The 21,769-nt window shown below is 71.9% G+C and carries 19 protein-coding genes; 10 read left to right on the forward strand and 9 right to left on the reverse strand.

Annotated elements, in window-relative coordinates; genetic code table 11:
• Positions 1–253: 253 nt before the first annotated feature.
• Together ACGFN2_RS26500 and ybaK are read left to right on the forward strand one after the other, a co-directional pair.
• Positions 254–1,000, forward strand: a complete 747-nt coding sequence (locus tag ACGFN2_RS26500; RefSeq protein ID WP_362601621.1) for an LON peptidase substrate-binding domain-containing protein — start codon at positions 254–256, stop codon at positions 998–1,000.
• A gap of 46 nt (positions 1,001–1,046) precedes the next feature.
• Complete coding sequence (ybaK, locus tag ACGFN2_RS26505) at positions 1,047–1,541, forward strand: Cys-tRNA(Pro) deacylase (protein ID WP_362601618.1); 495 nt, start codon at positions 1,047–1,049, stop codon at positions 1,539–1,541.
• Between the two features lie 53 nt (positions 1,542–1,594).
• On the opposite strand, the gene ACGFN2_RS26510 is transcribed toward ybaK, so the two are convergent.
• The 4 genes from ACGFN2_RS26510 to ACGFN2_RS26525 form a co-directional block, all read right to left on the reverse strand.
• Positions 1,595–2,350 (reverse strand): ABC transporter permease, encoded by a 756-nt coding sequence (locus tag ACGFN2_RS26510; RefSeq protein ID WP_393364568.1) that lies wholly within the window; start codon positions 2,348–2,350, stop codon positions 1,595–1,597.
• 68 nt (positions 2,351–2,418) lie between these two features.
• Complete coding sequence (locus tag ACGFN2_RS26515) at positions 2,419–3,225, reverse strand: ABC transporter permease (RefSeq protein ID WP_393364669.1); 807 nt, start codon at positions 3,223–3,225, stop codon at positions 2,419–2,421.
• A 76-nt stretch (positions 3,226–3,301) separates the two neighbouring features.
• On the reverse strand, positions 3,302–4,312 hold the full coding sequence (locus ACGFN2_RS26520) for an ABC transporter ATP-binding protein (protein WP_393364570.1): 1,011 nt from the start codon (positions 4,310–4,312) through the stop codon (positions 3,302–3,304).
• 83 nt (positions 4,313–4,395) lie between these two features.
• A complete protein-coding gene (locus ACGFN2_RS26525; RefSeq protein ID WP_393364572.1) occupies positions 4,396–5,697 on the reverse strand; it encodes an NYN domain-containing protein in 1,302 nt (433 codons plus the stop codon).
• Positions 5,698–5,971: 274 nt separating this feature from the next.
• Between ACGFN2_RS26525 and ACGFN2_RS26530 the strand changes: the two genes are divergently transcribed.
• On the forward strand, positions 5,972–6,145 hold the full coding sequence (locus tag ACGFN2_RS26530; RefSeq protein WP_362601611.1) for a hypothetical protein: 174 nt from the start codon (positions 5,972–5,974) through the stop codon (positions 6,143–6,145).
• An 83-nt stretch (positions 6,146–6,228) separates the two neighbouring features.
• On the opposite strand, the gene dnaE is transcribed toward ACGFN2_RS26530, so the two are convergent.
• On the reverse strand, positions 6,229–9,780 hold the full coding sequence (gene dnaE / locus ACGFN2_RS26535) for a DNA polymerase III subunit alpha (protein WP_362601608.1): 3,552 nt from the start codon (positions 9,778–9,780) through the stop codon (positions 6,229–6,231).
• 216 nt (positions 9,781–9,996) lie between these two features.
• Between dnaE and ACGFN2_RS26540 the strand changes: the two genes are divergently transcribed.
• The 6 genes from ACGFN2_RS26540 (at position 9,997) to ACGFN2_RS26565 (ending at position 16,503) form a co-directional block, all read left to right on the forward strand.
• Positions 9,997–11,361: a DUF2252 domain-containing protein gene (locus tag ACGFN2_RS26540; RefSeq protein ID WP_393364575.1), complete on the forward strand. Its 1,365-nt coding sequence runs from the start codon at positions 9,997–9,999 to the stop codon at positions 11,359–11,361.
• A 105-nt stretch (positions 11,362–11,466) separates the two neighbouring features.
• Positions 11,467–12,126, forward strand: coding sequence for a hypothetical protein (locus ACGFN2_RS26545; RefSeq protein ID WP_362601602.1), 660 nt, complete (start codon positions 11,467–11,469; stop codon positions 12,124–12,126).
• A gap of 47 nt (positions 12,127–12,173) precedes the next feature.
• Complete coding sequence (locus ACGFN2_RS26550; RefSeq protein WP_393364578.1) at positions 12,174–12,983, forward strand: thioredoxin domain-containing protein; 810 nt, start codon at positions 12,174–12,176, stop codon at positions 12,981–12,983.
• Positions 12,984–13,105: 122 nt separating this feature from the next.
• Positions 13,106–13,816 (forward strand): hypothetical protein, encoded by a 711-nt coding sequence (locus ACGFN2_RS26555; RefSeq protein ID WP_362601596.1) that lies wholly within the window; start codon positions 13,106–13,108, stop codon positions 13,814–13,816.
• 44 nt (positions 13,817–13,860) lie between these two features.
• Positions 13,861–14,772: a thioredoxin domain-containing protein gene (locus ACGFN2_RS26560; RefSeq protein WP_393364581.1), complete on the forward strand. Its 912-nt coding sequence runs from the start codon at positions 13,861–13,863 to the stop codon at positions 14,770–14,772.
• Between the two features lie 90 nt (positions 14,773–14,862).
• Entirely contained in the window at positions 14,863–16,503 is a 1,641-nt protein-coding gene (locus ACGFN2_RS26565) for an alkaline phosphatase D family protein (protein WP_362601591.1), read from the forward strand.
• A 42-nt stretch (positions 16,504–16,545) separates the two neighbouring features.
• On the opposite strand, the gene ACGFN2_RS26570 is transcribed toward ACGFN2_RS26565, so the two are convergent.
• A complete protein-coding gene (locus ACGFN2_RS26570; RefSeq protein WP_362601588.1) occupies positions 16,546–17,157 on the reverse strand; it encodes a dienelactone hydrolase family protein in 612 nt (203 codons plus the stop codon).
• Between the two features lie 112 nt (positions 17,158–17,269).
• Here ACGFN2_RS26570 and ACGFN2_RS26575 point away from each other — a divergent pair, with 112 nt between their 5' ends.
• Positions 17,270–18,364 carry a mechanosensitive ion channel domain-containing protein gene (locus ACGFN2_RS26575; protein WP_362602063.1) on the forward strand — a complete coding sequence of 365 codons (1,095 nt, stop codon included), beginning with the start codon at positions 17,270–17,272 and terminating at the stop codon, positions 18,362–18,364.
• Between the two features lie 22 nt (positions 18,365–18,386).
• Here the strand turns inward: ACGFN2_RS26575 and ACGFN2_RS26580 are convergent, their stop codons facing one another.
• The 3 genes from ACGFN2_RS26580 to lspA form a co-directional block, all read right to left on the reverse strand.
• Complete coding sequence (locus ACGFN2_RS26580; RefSeq protein WP_362601585.1) at positions 18,387–19,982, reverse strand: Na+/H+ antiporter; 1,596 nt, start codon at positions 19,980–19,982, stop codon at positions 18,387–18,389.
• 100 nt (positions 19,983–20,082) lie between these two features.
• Complete coding sequence (locus ACGFN2_RS26585; protein WP_362601583.1) at positions 20,083–21,024, reverse strand: RluA family pseudouridine synthase; 942 nt, start codon at positions 21,022–21,024, stop codon at positions 20,083–20,085.
• 126 nt (positions 21,025–21,150) lie between these two features.
• Complete coding sequence (lspA, locus tag ACGFN2_RS26590) at positions 21,151–21,753, reverse strand: signal peptidase II (RefSeq protein ID WP_362601582.1); 603 nt, start codon at positions 21,751–21,753, stop codon at positions 21,151–21,153.
• Positions 21,754–21,769 lie beyond the last annotated feature (16 nt).

Genomic DNA, 21,769 nt, shown 5'->3' on the forward strand with positions numbered 1-21,769 from the left:
GGGACGGGCCGGAGGGGCAGGGGTGTGGGACGTAAAGCGAAGCAGTCCCACACCCCTGCCCCGGAGGCCCGGCCCCGCACCCCGACAGCCCCGCGCAGCGGCAACGCCCGCCGCAGGCGCAACGGCGGGGCAGCCAGAAACACCACCCGCGCCCACGCCCCGCGCAGCGGACCCGAAACGGCGAAAGGCCCCCGCGGCGCGATTCCCGACCACGTGGGAACACAGCAGAGCGCAGCGTCTAGGCTTACGGGCTGTGACCTCCGTACGCCTACCGCTCTTCCCGCTGAACTCGGTGCTGTTCCCGGGCCTCGTGCTCCCGCTGAACGTCTTCGAGGCGCGGTACCGGGCCATGATGCGTGATCTGAGCGCGGTGCCCGAGGACGACCGCCGCTTCGCGGTGATCGCGATCCGGGACGGCCGGGAGGTCGCCGCCACCGCGCAGGGCATGCCCGACACCACCCTGCCGGCCTCGGACGGTCCCGCGGCGGGCTTCGGCGACGACCCGATGCAGGCGTTCCACGCCGTGGGCTGTATCGCCGACGCGGCCACCATCCGGGAGAAGTCCTCCGACGACGACACCGGCTACGAGGTGCTCGCCACCGGCACCACCCGCTTCCGGCTGCTGTCGGTGGATGCCTCGGGGCCGTATCTGACCGGTGAGCTGGAGGAGCTGGCGGACGACGAGGGAGCGGGCGCCGGTGCGCTCGCCTCCGGTGTCGTCCGGGCGTTCCGCACCTACCAGAAGCGGCTGGCCTGGGCGAACGAGCGGACCCTGTCGAGCGGGCAGGACCTGCCGGCCGACCCGGCCGTGCTGTCGTACCTGGTCGCCGCGGCGGCCGTGCTGGACGTGCCCGCCAAGCAGCTGCTGCTGGAGGCGCCGGACACCGCGACCCGGCTGGGCCAGGAGCTGAAACTGCTTCGCCAGGAATCGGCGCTGCTCGGTAAGCTCCCGTCGCTGCCGGCGGTGGATCTGACCCGGCAGCCGACCAGCCCCAACTGACCGAGCGGCCCCCGCTGCCGGGCCCCTGACGCGAGGCACGAAGACGTTGGCGAAGAAGTCCAGGAAGTCCGTCGGCACCCCCGCGACCGTCGCCCTCACCGCGGCCGGTGTCCCGTTCACCACGCACGCCTACGAGCACGACCCGGCCGCCCCGTCGTACGGCGAGGAGGCCGCCGAGGCCCTCGGGCTCGCGCCCGACCAGGTGTTCAAGACCCTGCTGGCGGAGGTCGACGGCACGCTGACGGTCGCCGTGGTCCCGGTGTCGGGGTCCCTGGACCTCAAAGCGCTGGCGGCGGCGGTGGGCGGCAAGCGGGCCACCATGGCCGACCCCGCGGCGGCCGAGCGCAGCACCGGATACGTGCGGGGCGGGATCTCCCCGCTGGGGCAGCGCAAGCGGCTGCGCACGGTCGTGGACGCCTCGGCCGGGGACCGGCCGACGGTGTGTGTCTCGGCGGGACGGCGCGGGCTGGAGGTCGAGCTGTCGCCGCAGGACCTGGTGGCGCTCACGGGGGCGCACCTCGCGCCGATCGCCCGCGGCTGACCGCACGGCGGGGCGGCCGGTCGCCGGCCGCCCCGGGGAGCTGTGGTTCAGCCCTAGGCGGACGGCGGCCCGTCGTGGCCCTTCCGGAGCCATTCCGGCACCTCGGGCTGCTGGGCCCGCGGCCGGCCCGGCGGGTGCTCTCCCGGCCGGCCCTGCTGTCCGTGCTCTGCCTGCTCGCTCTGCTGCCCCTGCTCGTCCTGGAGCCAGTGCGGCACCTCGGGCGCCGGGTCCGGCGGCCCGAACAGCGCGGTCAGCACCAGCTGGGTGACCATCGCCCCGATCGGCCAGGCCAGCAGGGCGCCCTTGGCCTGGAGCCGCAGCGGGCCGTCGAAGACCACTCCGGGGCCGACCTGCTTGGCGTGTGCGGCCATGTCCGGGGTGGGGCCCAGCCACATCCCCGTCAGCCAGCCCACGGTCGCCCCCAGCAGCCCGCCCACGACCAGGGCCACGACCAGCGGAATCCCGCCCTTGCGGCGGAAGAGGAAGACCGCGGCGGTGGTGAGCACACCGAAGCCGAAGGCCAGCAGGAGGAAGGTGCCGTCCGCGCCGATCGACTCCTCGCCCTCGGTGTTCTTGAGGTAGACGTTGCGGGTGTCCGCGACCAGCGGGACATGCGGCGCGAGCCAGTTCCACACCAGGCCGAGCAGCACTCCGGTCACCGCGACCAGGAGCGCGATCAGCGCACCCTCGCGCAGCTCGCGGGCCGGCATCAGGCCGGCGGTGGTGCCGTGCTCGGCGGCGGGCGCGGCGTCGGGGTGCCGGGACTCGTCGGGCGGTTGGTTGTCGCGGGGCGTCAGCGGTGCGGTCACCTTGTCATCGTGCCAGGTGGGACCGGTGGGGCCGGAAGCAGGACGCCCGTTCGGCGCGGGGGCACCGCTCACCGGGTCGCCGCCCGGCGGTAGGCCCAGGTGGCGACGGCCAGCGAGAGCACCCCGACGGCCGCGCAGACGCCCAGGTCGGCGGCGACCACCACCCAGTCCGGGTGCGGGTCGAAGCTGCGCGCCAGCGCCTCCACGCCGTACGTCGAGGGCAGCAGATCGCGGGCCCAGCCGATCACCGCGGGCATCCCGTCGGCCGGCAGCACGCCCAGCAGCAGCGCCGCCGACATCCCCAACTGGCCGCAGAGCGTGGCGAGTTCCTGGCGCGGGGCGAGCAGGCCGAGGGCCGCGCCGAGACCGGCCAGCGCGGCCCCGGCGAGCGGGAGCACCGCGGCCAGCACCCACAGGTGGGTCATCGGCAGCTGGAAGAGGACACAGCCGGTGACCGCGGTGACCACCGTGCCCGGCACGGTGAACGAGGCGTACGCGGCGGCGGCGCCGAGCACCACGGCGGCCGGCGGCACCGGCAGCGTCGCGTAGTGGTCGAGCCCGCCGCCGGCCCGCAGCTGGCCGAAGTACTGGGCGAGGAGGTTGAGCGCCACGAAGGCGACGACCAGCACGCTGGAGCCGGACACCACCGACCGCGCCGGTTCGCCGCCGTCGACCACCCCGCGCAGCAGGACCATGATCCCGATGGACTGGAAGGTCGCGACGAACAGCAGCGGAATGCGTGCGACCCGGGCCCGGGAGAGCTGGGCGCGGTAGACGGCGGCCAGGGCCGGCAGCAGCCGGGCGGGCGGCGCCAGCGGGGCGGCCTCCTCGTCGCGCGCCCCGGTGGCCGGGGCCGCCCCTGCCACCGCCTGCACGGGAACCACACTCACGCCGTCACCACGCCTTCCTCGCTGCCCCCGTGTGTCATACGTCCGCCGGACCTGCCCCCGTTCACGCCTTGACCAGTCCCTCGGCCCGGCCGCCGAGCGCCAGGTACACATCTTCCAGGCTCGGCGTGGCGAGGGTGAAGTCGTCGAGGGCGGCGAAGGCGGGGCCCGCGGTGACCGCGGCGACCGCGGAGCGGGCCCGGTCGGCGGGGAGGCGCAGGGTCCAGCGGCGGCCTGAGGTGTGTGCGGCGGCTTCCAGGGCGGCGACCTCGGGTACGTCCAGCGGCGGGCGGTCGCGCCACACCAGCTCCAGCCGCACCTCGTCGCTCACCATTTCCTTCAGTCCCCCGGGCGTGTCGCAGGCGATGACCCGGCCGCGGTCGATCACCGCGACCCGGTCCAGCACGCTCTCGGCCTCCAGGACGTTGTGCGTCACCAGCACCACGGTGACGCCGTGCTCGGCCCGGCGGCGGTCCACCGCCGCCCAGACGGCGCGCCGCGCGACCGGGTCCATCCCGGTGGTCGGCTCGTCCAGGACCAGCAGCGGCCGGGCGCCGATCAGCGCGGTGGCGAAGCAGGCCAGCCGGCGCTGCCCGCCGGACAGCTTCTTCAGCACCCGTCCGGCCAGGTCCGTGAGGCCCAGCTCGTCGATCACCGCGTCCCGCTCGGCGCGCGCCTCGCGGGCGGCGAGGCCGCGCAACCGGCCGGTGGTCTCCACGGCCAGCGCGACCGTCAGCTCGTCCAGAGCGGTGGACTCCTGCCCCAGGTAGCCGAGCAGCCGGGCGGCCCGCTCCGGGTGACGCACCAGATCATGGCCCAGTACGGAGATCGTGCCGGAGTCGGGGCGCAGCAGCCCGGTGAGCTGGCGCACCAGGGTGGACTTCCCGGCGCCGTTGGGGCCGAGCAGCCCGAAGATCTCGCCGCGGTGCACGTCGAGGGTGATGCCGTCGTTGGCGCGTACGGCGGGTGCCTGTGCCGCCCCGCGGCGCCCGCGCATCGCGGGGTACGTCTTGACCAGGTCCCGCACGGCGCACACCGGCACTCCGCGCTCCACCTGTTGTGTGCCCGTCCTCACGAGCTACGAGGGTACGCGTCCCCGGGCCGCCGCCCGCCCGCGGGGCTCCGGCGGGCGAGCCGGGCCCCGGGGCGCGGGGGCCGTCAGTCCCCGGCCGGAGCGTGCGCGGCGGCCGTCCGCAGATCGACCTCGCGCCAGAATCCGGCCCGGATCGCATAGCGGTCGTGCTCGTCGATCTGGTCGTCCTTGTGGGCGAGCAGGCCGAACCGGGCGGCGTAGCGCAGCAGTTCACCGTCGATCCGGTGCGGGATGCGCGGGTACTCCGTGGACAGCTGCTGGAGGTGGGCGGTGTCGGAGAGCCGGTCGGTCCAGCGGCGGGCGAAGACCTGGCCGACCTCGAAGGGGTCGCCGCTGACGGCGGTGATGTCCTCCTCGCGGTCGGCCCAGCGCTGCTCGGCGCTGGTGAGCTGGGCGAGGGTCGGCAGGGCGGCGGCCCCGTCCGGCTCGCCGGCCGCGCCGCCGCGCTCGACCCAGCCCTTGTCGGACGACCAGCGCAGGGTGGCGCCCGCGGCGGGGGCCGGTCCGCCGGTGCCGGCGGGCTGCTGGCCGGCCGCGTGCGCCCGGCCGAGTCCGGCCAGGTCCTTGGGGGTGGGCACGACCTTGGAGCCGGGGGCCGCGGGCTCGCCGGCGGCCCCCGTTCCGCCCTCGGCGCCGGCCGCCGGACGGGAGACGCCGTTGGCGCCGTTGTGCTCATGGGTGTGCTCGGCGGAGTCGGGCCCGGCGGCTGCGGCGGCCGCCGCCGCTGCCGCCGCGACGGCGGACTCGGGCAGCGGCGCGGAGAGGATCGCGGCGATCTCGGGGCGGGGCGCGGGCGGCGGGGCGCACGGGCCGCCGAGTTCCTTGGCGCGTACCGCGCGGGTGATCCAGGTCCGGTCCAGCACCCGCCGCTCGTCGGCCTCGGCGACCAAGTCCTCGGACTGGTTGTAGTCGCCGTCCGCGGCCTGCACGGCCCAGAGATGGACGGCGACGCCGTGCTCCTTCGCCGACATCAGCCCGGGCAGCAGATCGCCGTCGCCGGTGACCAGCACGATGTCGGAGCAGGCGCGGTTACGGGCGAGTTCGGTCAGCTCGGCGTGCATCGCGGCGTCCACGCCCTTCTGCGCCCAGCGGCCGTCGCTGCGGGTCAGGGCGCCCAGCCGGACGGTGACCCGGGGCATCACCCGCAGCCGCCGGTGCTCGGGCTGCGGGACGCGGTCGGGGGCGCCGTCGAACCAGTAGATCCGCAACAGCGGGCGTTCGGTCTCCGCCTCGGCGCGCTGCCGCAGCCCCTGGATGAGGGCGGCATGGTCGACGGTGATGCGGGAGCGGGCGGGCTCTCCGGCGAGCAGGCTCGCAGCGGCGCCGAGCAAGTAACCGGCGTCCACCAGGACGACGCAGCGATCCACGTTCCACCCTCTTCCCTGAGGTGCTGAAAGTCCGGTCGCCCCCCGGCTCGGCCCATGGCACGAGTTCTCTCGGCTTTCCTTCGAGTCTGCCCGACCGTACGGGCGTTATCTGCCCGAACTCGATCATCGGCGTGGCGGATTCGACGGGGGCGTCGCACACGGTGCGTGATCAACCATATAACGCACGGTAATTGCCCGAAATGCAGGCGTCTGTCCGTCATGTAAGTCTGGTTCCGGCCCAGATCCCGGATTCCCCCCTCAGGAGGCAACGATCATGGCCAAGGACAAGAAGCAGGACCGCAGTCAGCAGAAGGCATCCGCGGCCGAGCGCGGCCAGCAGGAGGCGCAGAAGGCGAGCCTGGAGGCGCAGTCCCAGGCGCGGTCGCAGGCGCAGGGCAGCCCGGCGGATGTCGCACGGAAGCACCAGCGGCGCTTCGGTCACAACTGACACACGGCGCACAGAAGTTGAGGGGCGCGTCCATCACGGACGCGCCCCTCGGGGTAACGGCGGCCCGCACGGGGCCGGGTGGCTCAGCCGGCCAGACAGGACGGGCCGAGCAGCACCTTGAGATCGCCGAAGAGCGACGGGTCGGGCGTGACCCGGTGCCGGTCCAGCCGGAGCACCGTCGTCTTGCGCGCCCCCTGGAGCTTGATCCGCACCTCGGTGGAGCCGCGGTGGCTGCTGAGCACCTCACCGAGCTTCTCGACCATCGGCGGGGTGACCTTGACGGTCGGAATGGTGATCGTCACGGGGGCGTTGGTACCGGCCTCCGAGAGGTCGGGCACCATCATCTCCATGGCCACCAGCCGCGGGATGTCCTCCCGCTTGTCGAGGCGGCCCTTGACGAAGACCACGGTGTCCTCGACGAGTTGGGTGGACACCAGCTGGTAGGTGGCCGGGAAGAACATGCAGTCGATCGAGCCGGCCAGGTCCTCGACGGTGGCGATGGCCCAGGCGTTGCCCTGCTTGGTCATCTTGCGCTGGAGGCCGGAGATGATGCCGCCGATGGTGACGATCGAACCGTCCGAGTAGTCGCCGCCGGTCAGCTGGGAGATGGCGGCGTCCGCCTTGTCGGACAGCACGTGCTCCAGGCCGAAGAGCGGGTGGTCGGAGACGTAGAGACCGAGCATCTCGCGCTCCTGGGCGAGGAGATAGGTCTTGTCCCACTCGATGTCCGAGAACTCGATGTCCAGCCCGAAGCCCGGCCCCTCGTCCGTGCTGTCGTCGCCCATCCCGCCGAAGAGGTCGAACTGCCCCTCGGCCTCCTTGCGCTTGACCTGGACCACGTTGTCGATCATCGGCTCGTAGTGGGCCGTCAGCCCCTTGCGGGTGTGGCCCATCTCGTCGAAGGCGCCGGCCTTGATCAGTGACTCGGTGGTGCGCTTGTTGCAGACCACCGCGTCGACCTTGTCGAGGTAGTCGGGGAAGGAGGAGTACTTCCCCTTCGCCTTGCGGCAGCGGATGATCGAGTCGACGACGTTCTGGCCGACGTTGCGGACCGCGGTGAGGCCGAAGAGGATCACGTCGTCGCCCTGGGCGGCGAAGTTCGCCTCGGACTCGTTGACGTTCGGCGGCAGCACCTTGATGCCCATGCGCCGGCACTCGTTCAGATAGACCGCCGACTTGTCCTTGTCGTCGCGCACGGACGTGAGCAGCGCGGACATGTATTCGGCGGGGTAGTTGGCCTTCAGGTAGGCCGTCCAGTAGGTGACCAGGCCGTACGCGGAGGAGTGCGCCTTGTTGAAGGCGTAGCCGGCGAACGGGACCAGGACGTCCCACAGCGCCTGGATGGCCTGGTCGGAGAAGTTGTTCTTGCGGGCGCCCTCCTGGAAGAGCACGAAGTTCTTCGCCAGCTCCTCGGGCTTCTTCTTGCCCATCACGCGGCGGAGGATGTCGGCCTCGCCGAGGGAGTACCCGGCGATGATCTGGGCGGCCTTCTGCACCTGCTCCTGGTAGACGATCAGGCCGTGGGTCAGGCCCAGGACCTCCTTGAGCGGCTCCTCCAGCTCCGGGTGGATCGGGGTGATCTCCTGGAGGCCGTTCTTGCGCAGCGCGTAGTTGGTGTGCGAGTCCATGCCCATCGGGCCCGGGCGGTACAGGGCCGAGACGGCGGAAATGTCCTCGAAGTTGTCGGGCTTCATCAGCCGCAGCAGCGAACGCATCGGGCCGCCGTCGAACTGGAAGACGCCCAGGGTGTCACCGCGGCAGAGCATCTCGTAGGTCTTGGGGTCGTCCAGCGGGACGGAGAGCATCTCCAGGTCGATGCCCTTGTTCTTCTTCACCATCTTGACGGCGTCGTCCATGATGGTGAGGTTGCGCAGGCCCAGGAAGTCCATCTTCAGCAGGCCGAGCGACTCGCACTGCGGGTAGTCCCACTGCGTGATGGTGACGTTGTCGGTGTGGCGCACCCAGACCGGGGCGTGGTCGACGATCGGCTCGCTGGACATGATCACGCCGGCCGCGTGCACACCCATCTGCCGGACCAGGCCCTCGACGCCCTTGGCGGTGTCGATGACCTTCTTGACGTCCGGCTCGCTCTCGTACATCCCCCGGATCTCGCCCGCCTCGCTGTAGCGCGGGTGCTTGGGGTCGGTGATGCCGCTGAGGTCGATGCCCTTGCCGAGGACGTCGGCGGGCATGGCCTTGGTGAGGCGGTCGCCCATGGCGTACGGGTAGCCCAGGACGCGCGCGGAGTCCTTGATGGCGTTCTTGGCCTTGATCTTGCCGTAGGTGCCGATCATGGCGACCTTGTCGGCGCCGTACTTCTCCGTGACATACCGGATCACTTCGACGCGCCTGCGCTCGTCGAAGTCGATGTCGACATCGGGCATGGAGACGCGCTCGGGGTTGAGGAACCGCTCGAAGATCAGTCCGTGGGTGATCGGGTCGAGGTCGGTGATGCCCATCGCGTAGGCCACGATCGAACCGGCCGCGGAACCACGGCCCGGGCCCACCGCGATGCCGTTGTTCTTGGCCCACATGATGAAGTCGGCGACGACGAGGAAGTAGCCGGGGAACCCCATCTGGATGATGATGTCCATCTCGTACTCGACCTGCTTCTGCCGGTCCTCGGGGACCCCGTCCGGGAAGCGGCGCCGCATGCCGACCCGGACCTCCTCCTGGAACCAGGTGACCTCCGTGAAGCCCTCCGGGATGTCGAACTTCGGCATCAGGTCGCGCTTCTCGAACATCCCGTCGGTGTTGATCTGCTCCGCGACCAGGAAGGTGTTGGCGCAGCCCTCCTGCCAGGCGTCCGAGGAGTCGATGGCGTACATCTCGTCCGTGGACTTGAGGTAGTAGCCGGTGCCGTCGAAGCGGAAGCGGTCCGGGTCGGAGAGGTTCTTGCCGGTCTGGATGCACAGCAGGGCGTCGTGCGCGGTGGACTCGTGGGCGTAGGTGTAGTGCGAGTCGTTGGTGACCAGCGGCGGGATGCCGAGCTTCTTGCCGACCTCCAGCAGGCCGTCGCGGACCCGGCGTTCGATCTCGATGCCGTGGTCCATCAGCTCCAGGAAATACCGGTCCTTGCCGAAGATGTCCTGATATTCGGAAGCGGACTTCAGCGCCTCGTCGAACTGGCCGAGCCGCAGCCGGGTCTGCAGCTCACCGGAGGGGCAGCCGGTGGAGGCGATCAGGCCCTCGGACCACTGGGCGATGGTCTCCTTGTCCATCCGCGGCCACTTCGTCAGCCAGCCCTCGGCGTACGCGTCCGAGGACAGCCGGAAGAGGTTGTGCAGACCGGTCTTATCGGCCGCCCAGATCGTCTTGTGGGTGTAACCACCGGAACCGGAGACGTCATCGCGCTTCTGGTGCGGCTGGCCCCACTGGACCTTGCGCTTGTTGCGCCGCGACTCCGGCGCCACATAGGCCTCGATGCCGATGATCGGCGTCACCCCGGCCTTCTTCGCCGAATGGAAGAAGTCGTAGGCGCCGTGGAGGTTGCCGTGGTCGGACATGGCGATGTGCGTCATGTCCATCTCGTTGCACGCCTTGAACATGTCCGACAGTCGCGCCGCACCGTCCAGCAGGGAGTACTGGGTGTGGACATGCAGGTGCGTGAAGGGGGGCCTGGACGGGGCTGCCACGGCGGAGGACCTCCGGAGAACGGTCGGGCGGGGGCGCCTCCCCGGCGGGACCGGGAGGGGCGGATGGTGGTCACGAAGTCTACGGCTCCCCGCTGACAATCGACGGGCACCGACGAGTAGCCTCGCGCGTTGTCAGTGACAGATCCGCCCCCGGCCGGCGCCGGGTGGACATGCCACGGACACCGAACCGTTCCGCACCTCAGGAGGCACTCAGCGATGCCGTCCCAGCACGCCCCGGCGCAGGACGCCGCGCAGCGCGGCGAGGAGATCCTCGCCGTTTTCGACACCGCCTTCGGGGAGCTGCTCGCCGCCGACCCCGCGGCCTTCCGTGTGAAATTCCGCAAGATGGCGGCCTCCGCCTTCGCCTTCTACCGGGGCACGGCCTGCCTGTTCTACCGGGACCTGGAGGCGTACGCCGCGGAGGACGACGGAGGCACGGACAGCGGCCCGTATCTGGACGAACGGACCGCCCGGGTGTGGATTCACGGCGATCTGCACGCCGAGAACTTCGGCACGTACATGGACGCCACCGGCCGGCTGATCTTCAACGTCAACGACTTCGACGAGGCGTACGTCGGGCCGTTCACCTGGGACCTGAAGCGGTTCGCCGCCTCGATCGCGCTGATCGGCTACGCCAAGGCGCTCGGCGACAAGCAGATCACCGACCTGGTGCGCACCTACGTGGCCGCCTACCGGGAACGCATCCACGCGCTGGCCTCCGGGACGAAGCGCTCCGACAAGGACGAGCTGCCGCCCTTCACCCTGGACACCGCCGAGGGCCCGCTGCTGGGCGCGCTGCGCGACGCCCGCTCGCTGACCCGGTTCGGGCTGCTGGACTCGATGACGGAGATCCGTGACTTCGAGCGGCGCTTCGCGCCGGGCGGCGGCAGCGTCGAGCTGGACGCAGCGACCCGCTACAAGGTCCTCGCCGCGTTCGACGGCTATCTGGAGACACTGCCGGAGTCGAGCCTGAACCGCCCGGACTCCTACCGCGTCAAGGACGTGGTGGGCCGCCGCGGCATCGGCATCGGCTCGGCCGGTCTGCCCTCGTACAACATCCTTCTGGAGGGCAACAGCGACGCCCTGGAGAACGATGTCGTGATCTACATGAAGCAGGCGCAGACCCCGGCCGTCTCCCGGCACATCACCGACCCCGCGGTCCGCGGCTACTTCCGGCACGAGGGCCACCGCACGGTGATCTCGCAGCGCGCCCTCCAGGACCACGCCGACCCGTGGCTGGGCTGGACCGAGCTCGACGGCGCCGGCCAGCTGGTCGCCGAGATCTCGCCGTACGCGGTCGACCTGGACTGGTCCGACATCGACGACCCGGACGAGATCGCGGCGGTGGTCGCCGACCTGGGCCGGGCCACCGCGACCATGCACGCCGCGGCGGACGACGAGAGCGGCCACTCCCTGGTCCCGTTCTCCACGGAGCGCGCCATCGACGCGGCCATCGCGGCCGACGAGGAGGGCTTCGCGGCGCTGCTGGTGGACTTCGCGCACTCCTACGGCGCCCGCGCCCGCGCCGACCACCAGATCTTCGTGGATCTGTTCCGCAACGGCCGGATTCCCGGCCTGTAGGTTCCCGGGGGCCGCAACGTTCCGTACGCACCGGATCGCCCGGTGCGTACGGGTTCGGCCCCCCTTAAGCACCTCTTATCCCTGGTCATGGCACACTCGGCAGCGATGGACATTTCGGCGGGACACCTGCGGGCGCTGCGCGCGGCGCTCTTCACGGCGCTGTGCGTCACGCTGTCCACGACGTCCCATGTGCTGCTGTCCCGTATGCCGCTGCCGCTGGTCACCGTCGCCACGATCGGCGCCGCCGTGTTCGCCCTCGCCTATGCGCTGGCCGGCCGCGAGCGCGGCTACTGGCGCATCGCCGCACTCCTGGTCCCCCTGGAACTCGCCGCCGATCTGGTCTTCAGCCTCGGCCAGCACACCTGTTACGGCGCGGCCGGCGGCCCGGTCGCCGGCCCGCTGCGCTCCCTCGGCGTGGATCTGCTGTGCGGCGGCGACCCGGTCGGAGCCCCGCTGACGCAGCTCCCCACGGACCAGGCCGGGCCGGTGGGCGGCTGGCTCGCGCTGCTCGCCGCGCATCTGCTCATCGGGCTGCTGGCGGCGGGCTGGCTGCGCCGCGGTGAGGCCGCGCTGGGCCGGCTGCTGGGCGCGGTGGCCGGCTTCGCCTTCCGCCCGCTGCTGCTCGCCGTCGCGGTCATCGGCGCCACCGCCGCACCGCGCCGCCCGGCCCCCGCTCCCGTACGGTCCGGGTCTCCCGCCGACGCCCAGCCCCTGCTCGTGCACTGTGTCGTGCGCCGTGGGCCGCCCTGCGCGCTCGCCGCGTAGGCGCCACCGCACCCCTTTCCCACGGATTCCACGGAGCACGAACAGTCATGAGCAATCGCAACAACCAGGCCAACAAGCAGGCGGCCCGCGAGCGGCTGCGCGCCGAGCGCGAGCGGCAGGCGAAGAAGGACCGGCTCCGCCGGCAGCTGATCGTCGGCGGCGCGATCGTCGGCGTCCTGGCGATAGCCGGCGGTATCGCGGTCGTCGTCGCCGGCTCGGGCGACGACGGCGCGGACGCCCCGCTGGTCAAGCCCGCCCACACCAGCGGCGCCAACGGCACCACGATCGTGGTCGGCAAGCCGGACGCCAAGAACACCCTGGACCTCTTCGAGGACCCGCGCTGCCCCGGCTGCGCCGCCTTCGAGCAGACCGCCGGCGCCACCGTCGAGAAGGACATCAAGGCCGGCAAGTACAAGGCCTCGTACCACCTGGGCACGTTCCTCGACAACAACCTCCAGGGCACCGGCTCCAAGAACGCGCTCAGCGCGCTGGGCGCCTCCCTCAACGTGAGCCCGGACGCCTTCCTGAAGTACAAGTACGCGCTGTTCTCGAAGGAGTTCCACCCGGACGAGACCGGGCCGGACAAGTTCGCCGACGACAGCTACCTGATCAAGGTCGCCGACACCGTCCCCGCGCTCAAGGGGAACGCCGCCTTCCAGAAGGCCGTCAAGTCCGGCACGTACGACCGCTGGGCACTGGAGGTGTCGCAGGCCTTCGACTCCGTCAAGGACGTCAAGAGCACCCCGACGATCAAGCTCAACGGCACGGTGCTGGGCACGGACACCCCGCAGGGCAAGGCGGCGCCGTCCAGCGTGGCCGCCTTCAACTCCATGGTGGACAAGGAACTCAAGAAGTGACCCGGGAGGACCGGCGGCCGGCCGGTCCTCCGCCCCGCTTCCCCGGCCGGCGTGCTCCCCGCACGCCGGCCGATGCCAAATCTTGACCCCTCCCGGTGCCGTGCACATGGCAGACTCCGACCGTGCAGGCGACGGGAGGGCGTCCCGGGACCCGGCCGGCGGCCGCGCCGGGGGTCCAGCTCAGGGCGGTGCGGGCGGCGTTGTTCACCGCGCTGTGCACCACCCTGTCCGCCACCTCCCATGTCCTGCTCTCCCGCGCCCCGTTGCCACCCGCTTCGGTCGCCGCGATCTGCGCCGGCGTCTTCGCCGCCGCCTATGCGCTGACCGGACGGGAGCGCGGCTACGGCCGGATCGCCGCGCTGCTGGTGCCGCTGGAACTCGCCGCCGACACGGTCTTCACCGCCGGACAGCACACCTGTTACGGCGCGGCCGGCGGCCCGGTCACCGGCCCGCTGCGCTCGGTCGGCGTCGGTCTGCTGTGCGGCGGCGGCGAGTTGGGCACGCCACTCGCCAGGATCGCCGCCCATACGGGCACCCCGCTGCCGCCGGTCCCGCCGGCCGCCCCCTGGCTGCTGCTCGCCGCCCATCTCGCCGTCGGCCTGCTCGCCGCGGCCTGGCTGCACCGCGGAGACGCCGCGCTGGACGCGCTGCTGCGCGCCGCCGCGGCCGGCGCCTTCCGCCCGCTGCTCTTCGCGGTCACGGCGGTCACCGCCGCGTTCCCGCCGCCCCGCCGGCGCGTCCGCCCGCTGCACCCGTCGCCGCCGGCCCGCCCGCTCCCGCTCCTGGTGCACTGCGTACGGCGCCGTGGCCCGCCCGCCGCGGCCGCCGTCTGACCAGTCCGCAGCAGCAATCACATCGTTGAGGGACGGAACCCCCCATGAGCAACCGCAACTCCCAGGCCAACAAGGCCGCGGCCCGCGAACGCATCCGGGCCGAGCGCGAGCGCCAGAAGAAGCAGGAGAAGCTGCGCCGCCAACTCGTCGTGGGCGGCGCCCTGGCCGGCATCCTGGCGGTGGCCGGCGGCGTCGGATTCCTGGTGATGAAGGCCAACCAGCCCACCGGCTGGGAGGCCGCCAAGGAGGCCAAGCCCGTCGCCCCCGCCCACACCCAGGGCAAGAACGGCACCGAGATCCTGATAGGCGACAAGAACGCCAAGGAGACCCTGGAGGTCTTCGAGGACATCCGCTGCCCGGCGTGCGCCTCCTTCGAGCAGAGCAGCGGCGAGGCGCTGCTCAAGGACGTCGAGGACGGCCGCTACCGGGTCCGCTTCTCGATGTACACCTTCATCGACGACGCCTCGGGCGGCGGCGAGGGCTCGAAGAACGCGCTGAGCGCGCTCGGTGCGGCCCTGAACGTCAGCCCGGAGGCGTTCCTGAAGTACAAGACGGCGCTGTACTCCGCCAAGTTCCACCCCGAGGAGCAGGTGGACGCCTACAGCAAGGACTCCGAGCTGCTCAAGGTCGCGGCCACGGTGCCGGCGCTGAAGGGCAACAAGGCGTTCGAGACGGCGGTGAAGGAGGGCACCTACGACCGCTGGGCGATGGACATGTCCGCGCTCTTCGGCCGTAAGGGCGTCAAGGGCACGCCCAGCTTCCTGCACGGCGACAAGAAGCTGACGCTCCCCCAGATCCCGCAGCAGCAGATGACGCAGGAGCAGTTCAACAAGCTCGCGCAGGCCAACTTCAAGAAGATGATCGACAAGGAGTTCGGCCCGGCGAAGGGCTCCGGCAAGCCGGACCCGGGCAAGGGCATCGCCGAGGGCGAGAAGGACCCCACGGCGTCCCGCTGAGTGCCTTTAGGACAACGGGAGGGCGAATTCTCGGAGTTGCCGTGAATTCGCCCTCCCGGCGCCGCTTACCGGCCAGTAGGGTGATCGGCCGTGACCGATCATGACCAGATCTCGCGCCGCACTGCCGTCACGGCCGTAGCCGCCACCGCCGCACTTCTGCCGTTCGCCGGCGCCGCCCCGGCGCACGCCCAAGAGGCCCCCGGGGCCCAGTACTTCCAGCACGGAATCGCCTCCGGTGATCCGCTCCCGGACGGTGTCCTGCTGTGGACCCGGGTGACGCCGACCCCGGCGGCCACCCCGGGCTCCGGCCGCGGACCGGCCACCAAGGTGAGCTGGCAGGTGGCGACCGACAAGGACTTCGCCTCCGTCGTCGCCCGGGGCAGCCTGACCGCCTCCACGGCCACCGACCACACCGTCAAGGCCGACGTCCGCGGCCTGCGGCCCGCCACCCCCTACTACTACCGTTTCACCGTCGACGGGCAGCACTCCCCCGTCGGCCGGACCCGCACCGCCCCGGCCCACGACACCGCCGCCGGCAACGTCCGCTTCGGCGTGGTCTCCTGCGCCAACTGGGAGTCCGGCTACTTCTCCCCGTACCGGCACCTGGCCGCCCGCACCGACCTGGACGCGGTGCTGCACCTCGGCGACTACCTCTACGAGTACAAGTCCGGCGAGTACCCGGAGTTCAAGTACGTGGTCCGCCCGCACTCCCCCGCCCACGAGCTGCTGACGCTCGCCGACTACCGCATCCGGCACGGCGTCCACAAGACCGACCCGGACGCGCTGGCCATGCACGCCTCGCACCCGGTCATCGCCATGTGGGACGACCACGAGTTCGCCGACAACGCCTGGAAGGGCGGCGCGACGAACCACACCCCGGAGACCGAGGGCCCCTGGTCGGCGCGGATGGCCGCCGCGAAGCAGGCGTACTTCGAGTGGATGCCGGTCCGCCCGTCGACCGCCGGCACCACCTACCGCAGGCTGCGCTTCGGCACCCTCGCCGATCTGCACCTGCTGGACCTGCGGTCGTTCCGCGACGAGCAGGCCAAGACGGGCAGCGGCGCGGTCGACGACCCCAGCCGCACGCTCACCGGGCGGGCTCAGCTGGACTGGCTGAAGGCCGGCCTGGAGCGCTCGGACACCGCCTGGCGGCTGGTCGGCACCTCGGTGATGATCTCGCAGGTCGCCTTCGGTGCCGTGCCCGCGAAGCTGCTCGGGCCGCTCGCCGACATCCTCGGGATACCCAAGGAGGGCCTGGCGATCAACACCGACCAGTGGGACGGCTACACCGACGACCGGCGCGAGCTGCTGAGCCACCTCAGCGACCGCGGCATCGACAACACCGTCTTCCTGACCGGTGACATCCACATGGCCTGGGCCAACGAGGTGCCGCTCCAGGCGGCGACCTACCCCGCCGACCGCGCGGTGGCGACGGAGTTCGTGGTCACCTCCGTCACCTCCGACAACGTGGACGACTTCCTGCACGTCGCCCCGCACACCGTCTCGCTGGCCGGGGTCGCCGCCCTCAAGGCCGCCAACCGCCATGTGAAGTGGCTGGACATGGACTCGCACGGCTACGGGGTCCTGGACGTCAGCGCCGAGCGCACGCAGATGGACTACTTCGGAGTCTCCGACCGGACCGACCCGCAGGCCACCAGCAGCCTGCTGCGCTCGTACCAGACCCGGTCCGGTTCCCAGCAGATCGAGCGGGCGTACCGGCCGGTCGGCTGACGGAGGTGCCTCCCGCGCCTCCCGTGCCCCGCGGCCTGCCGGTCAGAGCCCGGCGAGGAAGCCCAGCGCCACCTTCCAGGCGCGCTCCGCGGCCTCCGCGTCGTAGTCGGGCAGCTCGGGATCGGTGAAGAGGTGGCCGGCGCCGGCGTAGCGGTAGACCTCTACGTCCGCGCCGGCCCGGCGCATGTGGAGGTACCAGGCGTTCAGCCAGTCGTGCGGCTCGTACGGGTCCGGGTCGGCGACATGCAGCTGCACCGGCAGGTCGTCGGCGGCGGCGTCCTCGGGAAGGTCCGAGGTGCCGTGCAGCAGCAGGAGCCCGCGGGTCTTCTCGTCGCCCAGGGCGAGGTTCTGGGCGACCGAGCCGCCGAAGGAGAAGCCGGCGTAGACCAGCCCGCGGTCGGAGTACGGCGCCACGGCCGTGATCGCCCGCTTGAGCAGCTCGTCCTTGCCGATCTCGTCCTTGATCAGGATGCCGTCCGGGACCGAGTCCGCGGTCCGGCCGTCGAACAGATCGGGGACGATCACCTCGTGTCCCGCGGCCCGCAGCCGGTCCGCGGCGGCGTGCACCGCGGGACGCAGCCCGCACACCGAATGAAACAGCACAATCGTCGAAAGCCCGCTGGTCGAGGACTCGGAGGCGGCCGGCACTGACATCACTTCCCTGGGGTTGGATCGCTCTCGCCCCATCCTGCCAGTTACCGTCGCGGGGACCGGGTACCAGCACACCACAGCCCCTCGCACCCCACGGAGGAGGAGTCCCGTGTCCTTGGAGGACGTCCTGCGTCCGGTCGCCGTCATCGGCGGCGCGGTCCTGCTCACGCTCATCCTGGTCTGGCTGACCGACCGCGGTCTGCGCCGGATCGACGCCGCCCATCCCGAGACCCCGTTGTGGGGGCTGCTGCGGCGCTGCCGCATACCGCTGCAGGTGGCCCTGTGCACGGCGCTGCTGCGCGGCTCGTTCGACGAGGCGGGGCTGAAGGCCGCCGCGGACCACGAGGCGGGCGTCGGCCAGGCGCTGACCCTGGTCCTGATCGCGGCCACCGCCTGGCTCGTGGTGCGGGCCGCGGCGGCGATCGTGGAGTCCTCGTACTCGCGCTACGCGGCGAGCGGCCGGGACGCGGCCCGGGTGCGGCGGGTACGGACCCAGGTGACGCTGATCCAGCGGGTGGTGACCGCGGTGGTGATCGTCGTCGCGGCCGCCTCGATGCTGCTGACGTTCCCGGCGATGCGGGCGGTCGGCACGTCCATGCTGGCGTCCGCCGGGCTGCTCGGCATCGTCGCCGGTATCGCCGCCCAGTCCACCCTCGGCAATCTCTTCGCCGGGCTGCAGATCGCCTTCGGTGACATGGTGCGGATCGGGGACACCGTCGTCGTGGACGGCGAGTGGGGCACCGTGGAGGAGATCACCCTGACCTCGCTGACCGTACGGACCTGGGACGAGCGCCGGATCACCATGCCGGTGTCGTACTTCACCGGCAAGCCCTTCGAGAACTGGTCGCGCGGCGGGGCGCAGATGACCGGCACGGTCTTCTTCCACCTCGACCACAGCGCGCCGGTGGAGAAGATGCGCCAGCGGCTGCTGGAGGTCCTCCAGGAGTGCCCGGACTGGGACGGCAGGTCCTGGAGCCTGGTGGTCACCGACACCACACCGTCCACGGTCGTGGTGCGGGCGCTGGTCACCGCCCGGGACGCGGACACCCTCTGGGAGGTGCGCTGCCAGGTCCGTGAGCGGCTGCTGGAGTGGCTGCGCACCGAGCACGCCTACGCGCTGCCGCGGATCGCCACCGCGCCGGCCCCGCTCGGGCTCCCGGAGGCCCGCCACGGCGAGGAGCCGGACGCCCGGCGGCTGCCGAAGGGCTGAGCGGCGGCCGCCCGGCCGGGTGTCAGGGCGTGTGCCGCAGGCTGCGCACGTCCAGGTGCCGCAGCACCCGGTCCACGATCTCCGGGTCGGCGCCCGGCTCGCTCCGGGCGGCCAGCACCTCGTGCCGGGCGGCCGAGAGCATCTCGCCCTGGATGCGCTGCACCTTCTTCATCCGGTGGATGCGCTTCTCGAAGAGTTCGCGCCGCTCGTCGTCGACGATGTCCGGCGCGATCCGGGCGCCCATGTCGTACGCCCGGCGCGCCAGCTGGTCGCTGACCTCGTCGGGCAGCTCCTCGACCTCCAGGATCTCCTTCAGCCGCCGCTTGGAGGCCTTGATCACCCGGAGCGCCAGCTCCCGCTCCAGCGCGTCGACGGCGTCGGTGTCGGCCCGCACCCGCAGCCTGCGCACCAGCCAGGGCAGGGTCAGGCCCTGGATGAGCAGGGTGCTGAGCACCACAGCGAAGGCGATGAAGAGGATGTCGTCACGGGCCGGGAAGCCGCTGCCGCCGTCGACGCCGAAGGGAATCGCCAGCGCCAGCGCCACCGAGGCCACCCCGCGCATCCCCGCCCACCACATGATGAGCGTCTCCCGCCAGCTCATCGGGATCTCCTCGTCGTAGTCGCGGAGCTTGTGCATCCGCTTGGCCAGCCAGGCGGCGGGCAGCAGCCACAGCAGCCGGACCGCGACGACCACCCCGACGACCGCGGCACCGGCCCCGAGCAGCTGGCCCCAACGGTGCGACGCCGCACCGAAGATGTTGTGCAGCTCCAGACCGATCAGCCCGAAGGCGACGCCGGTGACGAGGGTGTCGACGACCTCCCAGAAGGTGTAACCGGCCAGCCGGCCCAGCACGTCGTCCGCGTCGACGGCGTACTCGGCCAGGAACAGCGCGCAGGTCAGCACGGCGAGCACCCCGGACCCGTGGAACTCCTCGGCCAGCACATAGGCGACGAACGGCACCAGCAGCGTCAGCCCGATCTGCAGCGTCGGGTCACCGAGCAGCCCCATCAGCTTGTTGGTGACCCAGCCGAGCAGCAGGCCGACCGCTATGGCCACCACCGCGGACAGCACGAGCGAGCCGACCGCGGCGGGCAGCGAGAAGGTGCCGCTGATCGCCGCGGCGAGCGCGACGTGGTAGAGCACGATCGCGGTGACGTCGTTGAACAGCCCCTCGCCCTCCAGGATGGAGACCAGGCGTCGGGGCAGCCCCAGCTTGCCGGCGACCGCGGTCGCGGCGACCGGGTCGGGCGGTGCGACCAGCGCGCCGAGCACCACCGCAGCGGCCACCGGCATCCCGGGCACCACCGCCTGGGCGACCGCGGCGACCGCGGCCGTGGTGGCGAAGACCAGCGCCACGGCGAGCAGGAAGATCGGCCGCAGGTTGGCGGTGAACTGCCGCCAGGAGGTGCGCTGGACGGCCGCGTAGAGCAGCGGCGGCAGCACCACCGGCAGGATGAACTCGGGCGGCACCTCGACGTTGGGCACGAACGGCAGCAGCGCCAGGACGGCGCCGGCGAGCGTCATCAGCACCGGTGACGGGAGCCCCAGCCGGTCGCCGACCGGAACCATGACCACGGCTCCGAGCAGCAGGACGAACATCAGAGCCAGCTGGTCCACGGTGGCTACGCTCCGGGGTGGGTCCGGTCATTGTCCGTCCCCAGCCTGCCACGAAGCCGCCGCAGGCCCGCCGTGGCGGCCCCGGTACGGCCCGCCCGCGTCAGCTGCTCTCGTGCCGCACGGTGTCGAGGGCGTGCTGCAGATCGTCCGGGTAGCCGCTCTCGAACTCGGCCCAGCGGCCGTCCGAGGGGTGCTCGAAGCCCAGCCGGACCGCGTGCAGCCACTGCCGGCCGAGGCCCAGCCGCTTGGCGAGGGTGGGGTCGGCGCCGTAGGTGAGGTCGCCGACGCAGGGGTGGCGGTGGGCGGCCATGTGCACCCGGATCTGGTGGGTGCGGCCGGTCTCCAGCTTGATGTCGAGCAGGCTGGCCGCGCGGAACGCCTCGATCAGGTCGTAGTGCGTGACCGACGGCTTGCCCTCGGCGGTGACCGCCCACTTGTAGTCGTGCTGGGGGTGGCGGCCGATGGGGGCGTCGATGGTGCCGCTCATCGGGTCGGGGTGCCCCTGGACCAGGGAGTGGTAGCGCTTGTCGACGGTGCGCTCCCGGAACTGCTGCTTGAGCAGGGTGTAGGCGCGCTCGGACTTGGCGACCACCATCAGGCCGGAGGTGCCGACGTCGAGACGGTGCACGATGCCCTGGCGCTCGGCGGCGCCGGAGGTGGAGATGCGGTAGCCGGCCGCGGCCAGGCCGCCGATGACGGTCGTCCCGGTCCAGCCGGGGCTCGGGTGGGCGGCGACCCCGACCGGCTTCATGATCACGACGATGTCGTCGTCGTCGTGGACGATCTCCATGCCCTCGACGGGCTCGGCGACGATCTCGACGGGCGGAGCGGCCTGCGGCATCTCGACCTCCAGCCAGGCGCCGCCGTGCACCCGCTCCGACTTCATCACCTCGGCTCCGTCGACCCGGACCTTTCCGGCGGCGGCGAGTTCGGCCGCCTTCGTACGGGAGAAGCCGAACATCCGGGCCAGCGCGGCGTCGACGCGCTCGCCCTCCAGGCCGTCCGGTACGGGCAGGGTGCGGATCTCGGGAATGGTGCTCACCCCACGAGTATGGCAGTCCCGCGGTGGTGTCCTGCCCGGGGCCGGACCACGGCACCGGGCCCCGGGCAGGGGCCCGCCGGCCGGCACCACCAGCGGCTCCCGGCCCGGCCGGCCCCGCCGCGGGTGTCAGTCCTTGTGCACGGTCCCGTCGGGGTCCAGCCCGCGGAAGGAGAGGATCACGATCAGCACACCGCCGCAGACGATCGCGGAGTCGGCGAGATTGAAGACCGCGAAGTGCGCCGGCGCGATGAAGTCGACCACCGCACCCTCGAAGACGCCGGGCGCGCGGAAGATCCGGTCGGTGAGGTTGCCGAAGGCGCCGCCCAGCAGCAGCCCGAGCGCGATCGCCCAGGGCAGGCTGTAGAGCTTGCGGGCGATCCGGAAGATGACCAGGATCACGGCCGCCGCGATGATGGTGAGGAAGATCGTCAGCGCCTCCCCCATGCCGAACGCGGCACCGCGGTTACGGATCACCGTGAACCGCAGCAGCGTCCCGATCACCTCGATGGGCGCGTGGTGCTCCAGCTTCGCGACGACGAGGAGCTTGCTGCCCAGATCGAGCAGGTAGACGACGAGCGCGACCAGCAGCAGCGCGGCGATCCGCCGCTTGCCACGGCCCTTGCCCTGCTCCGGCTGCACCGGCCCTCCCCCTTCGGCCCCCGTCGCGGGGTCCGCCCCGGAACCCGGCTCGGGTTCCGGCGTACCGGTGATGCGTTCGGCCTCTGCCACGTGTGCGTCCCTCAGC

This window comes from Streptomyces sp. NPDC048612 (assembly GCF_043199295.1).
In the GTDB taxonomy this organism is placed as follows: Bacteria; Actinomycetota; Actinomycetes; order Streptomycetales; family Streptomycetaceae; genus Streptomyces.

Coding starts and splice junctions, on each gene's coding strand:
- ACGFN2_RS26530 (WP_362601611.1), top strand. CDS start 5,972: ATGGCCAAGGACAAGAAGCAGGACCGCAGTCAGCAGAAGGCATCCGCG.
- ACGFN2_RS26540 (WP_393364575.1), top strand. CDS start 9,997: ATGCCGTCCCAGCACGCCCCGGCGCAGGACGCCGCGCAGCGCGGCGAG.
- ACGFN2_RS26545 (WP_362601602.1), top strand. CDS start 11,467: ATGGACATTTCGGCGGGACACCTGCGGGCGCTGCGCGCGGCGCTCTTC.
- ACGFN2_RS26550 (WP_393364578.1), top strand. CDS start 12,174: ATGAGCAATCGCAACAACCAGGCCAACAAGCAGGCGGCCCGCGAGCGG.
- ACGFN2_RS26560 (WP_393364581.1), top strand. CDS start 13,861: ATGAGCAACCGCAACTCCCAGGCCAACAAGGCCGCGGCCCGCGAACGC.
- ACGFN2_RS26570 (WP_362601588.1), bottom strand. CDS start 17,157: ATGTCAGTGCCGGCCGCCTCCGAGTCCTCGACCAGCGGGCTTTCGACG.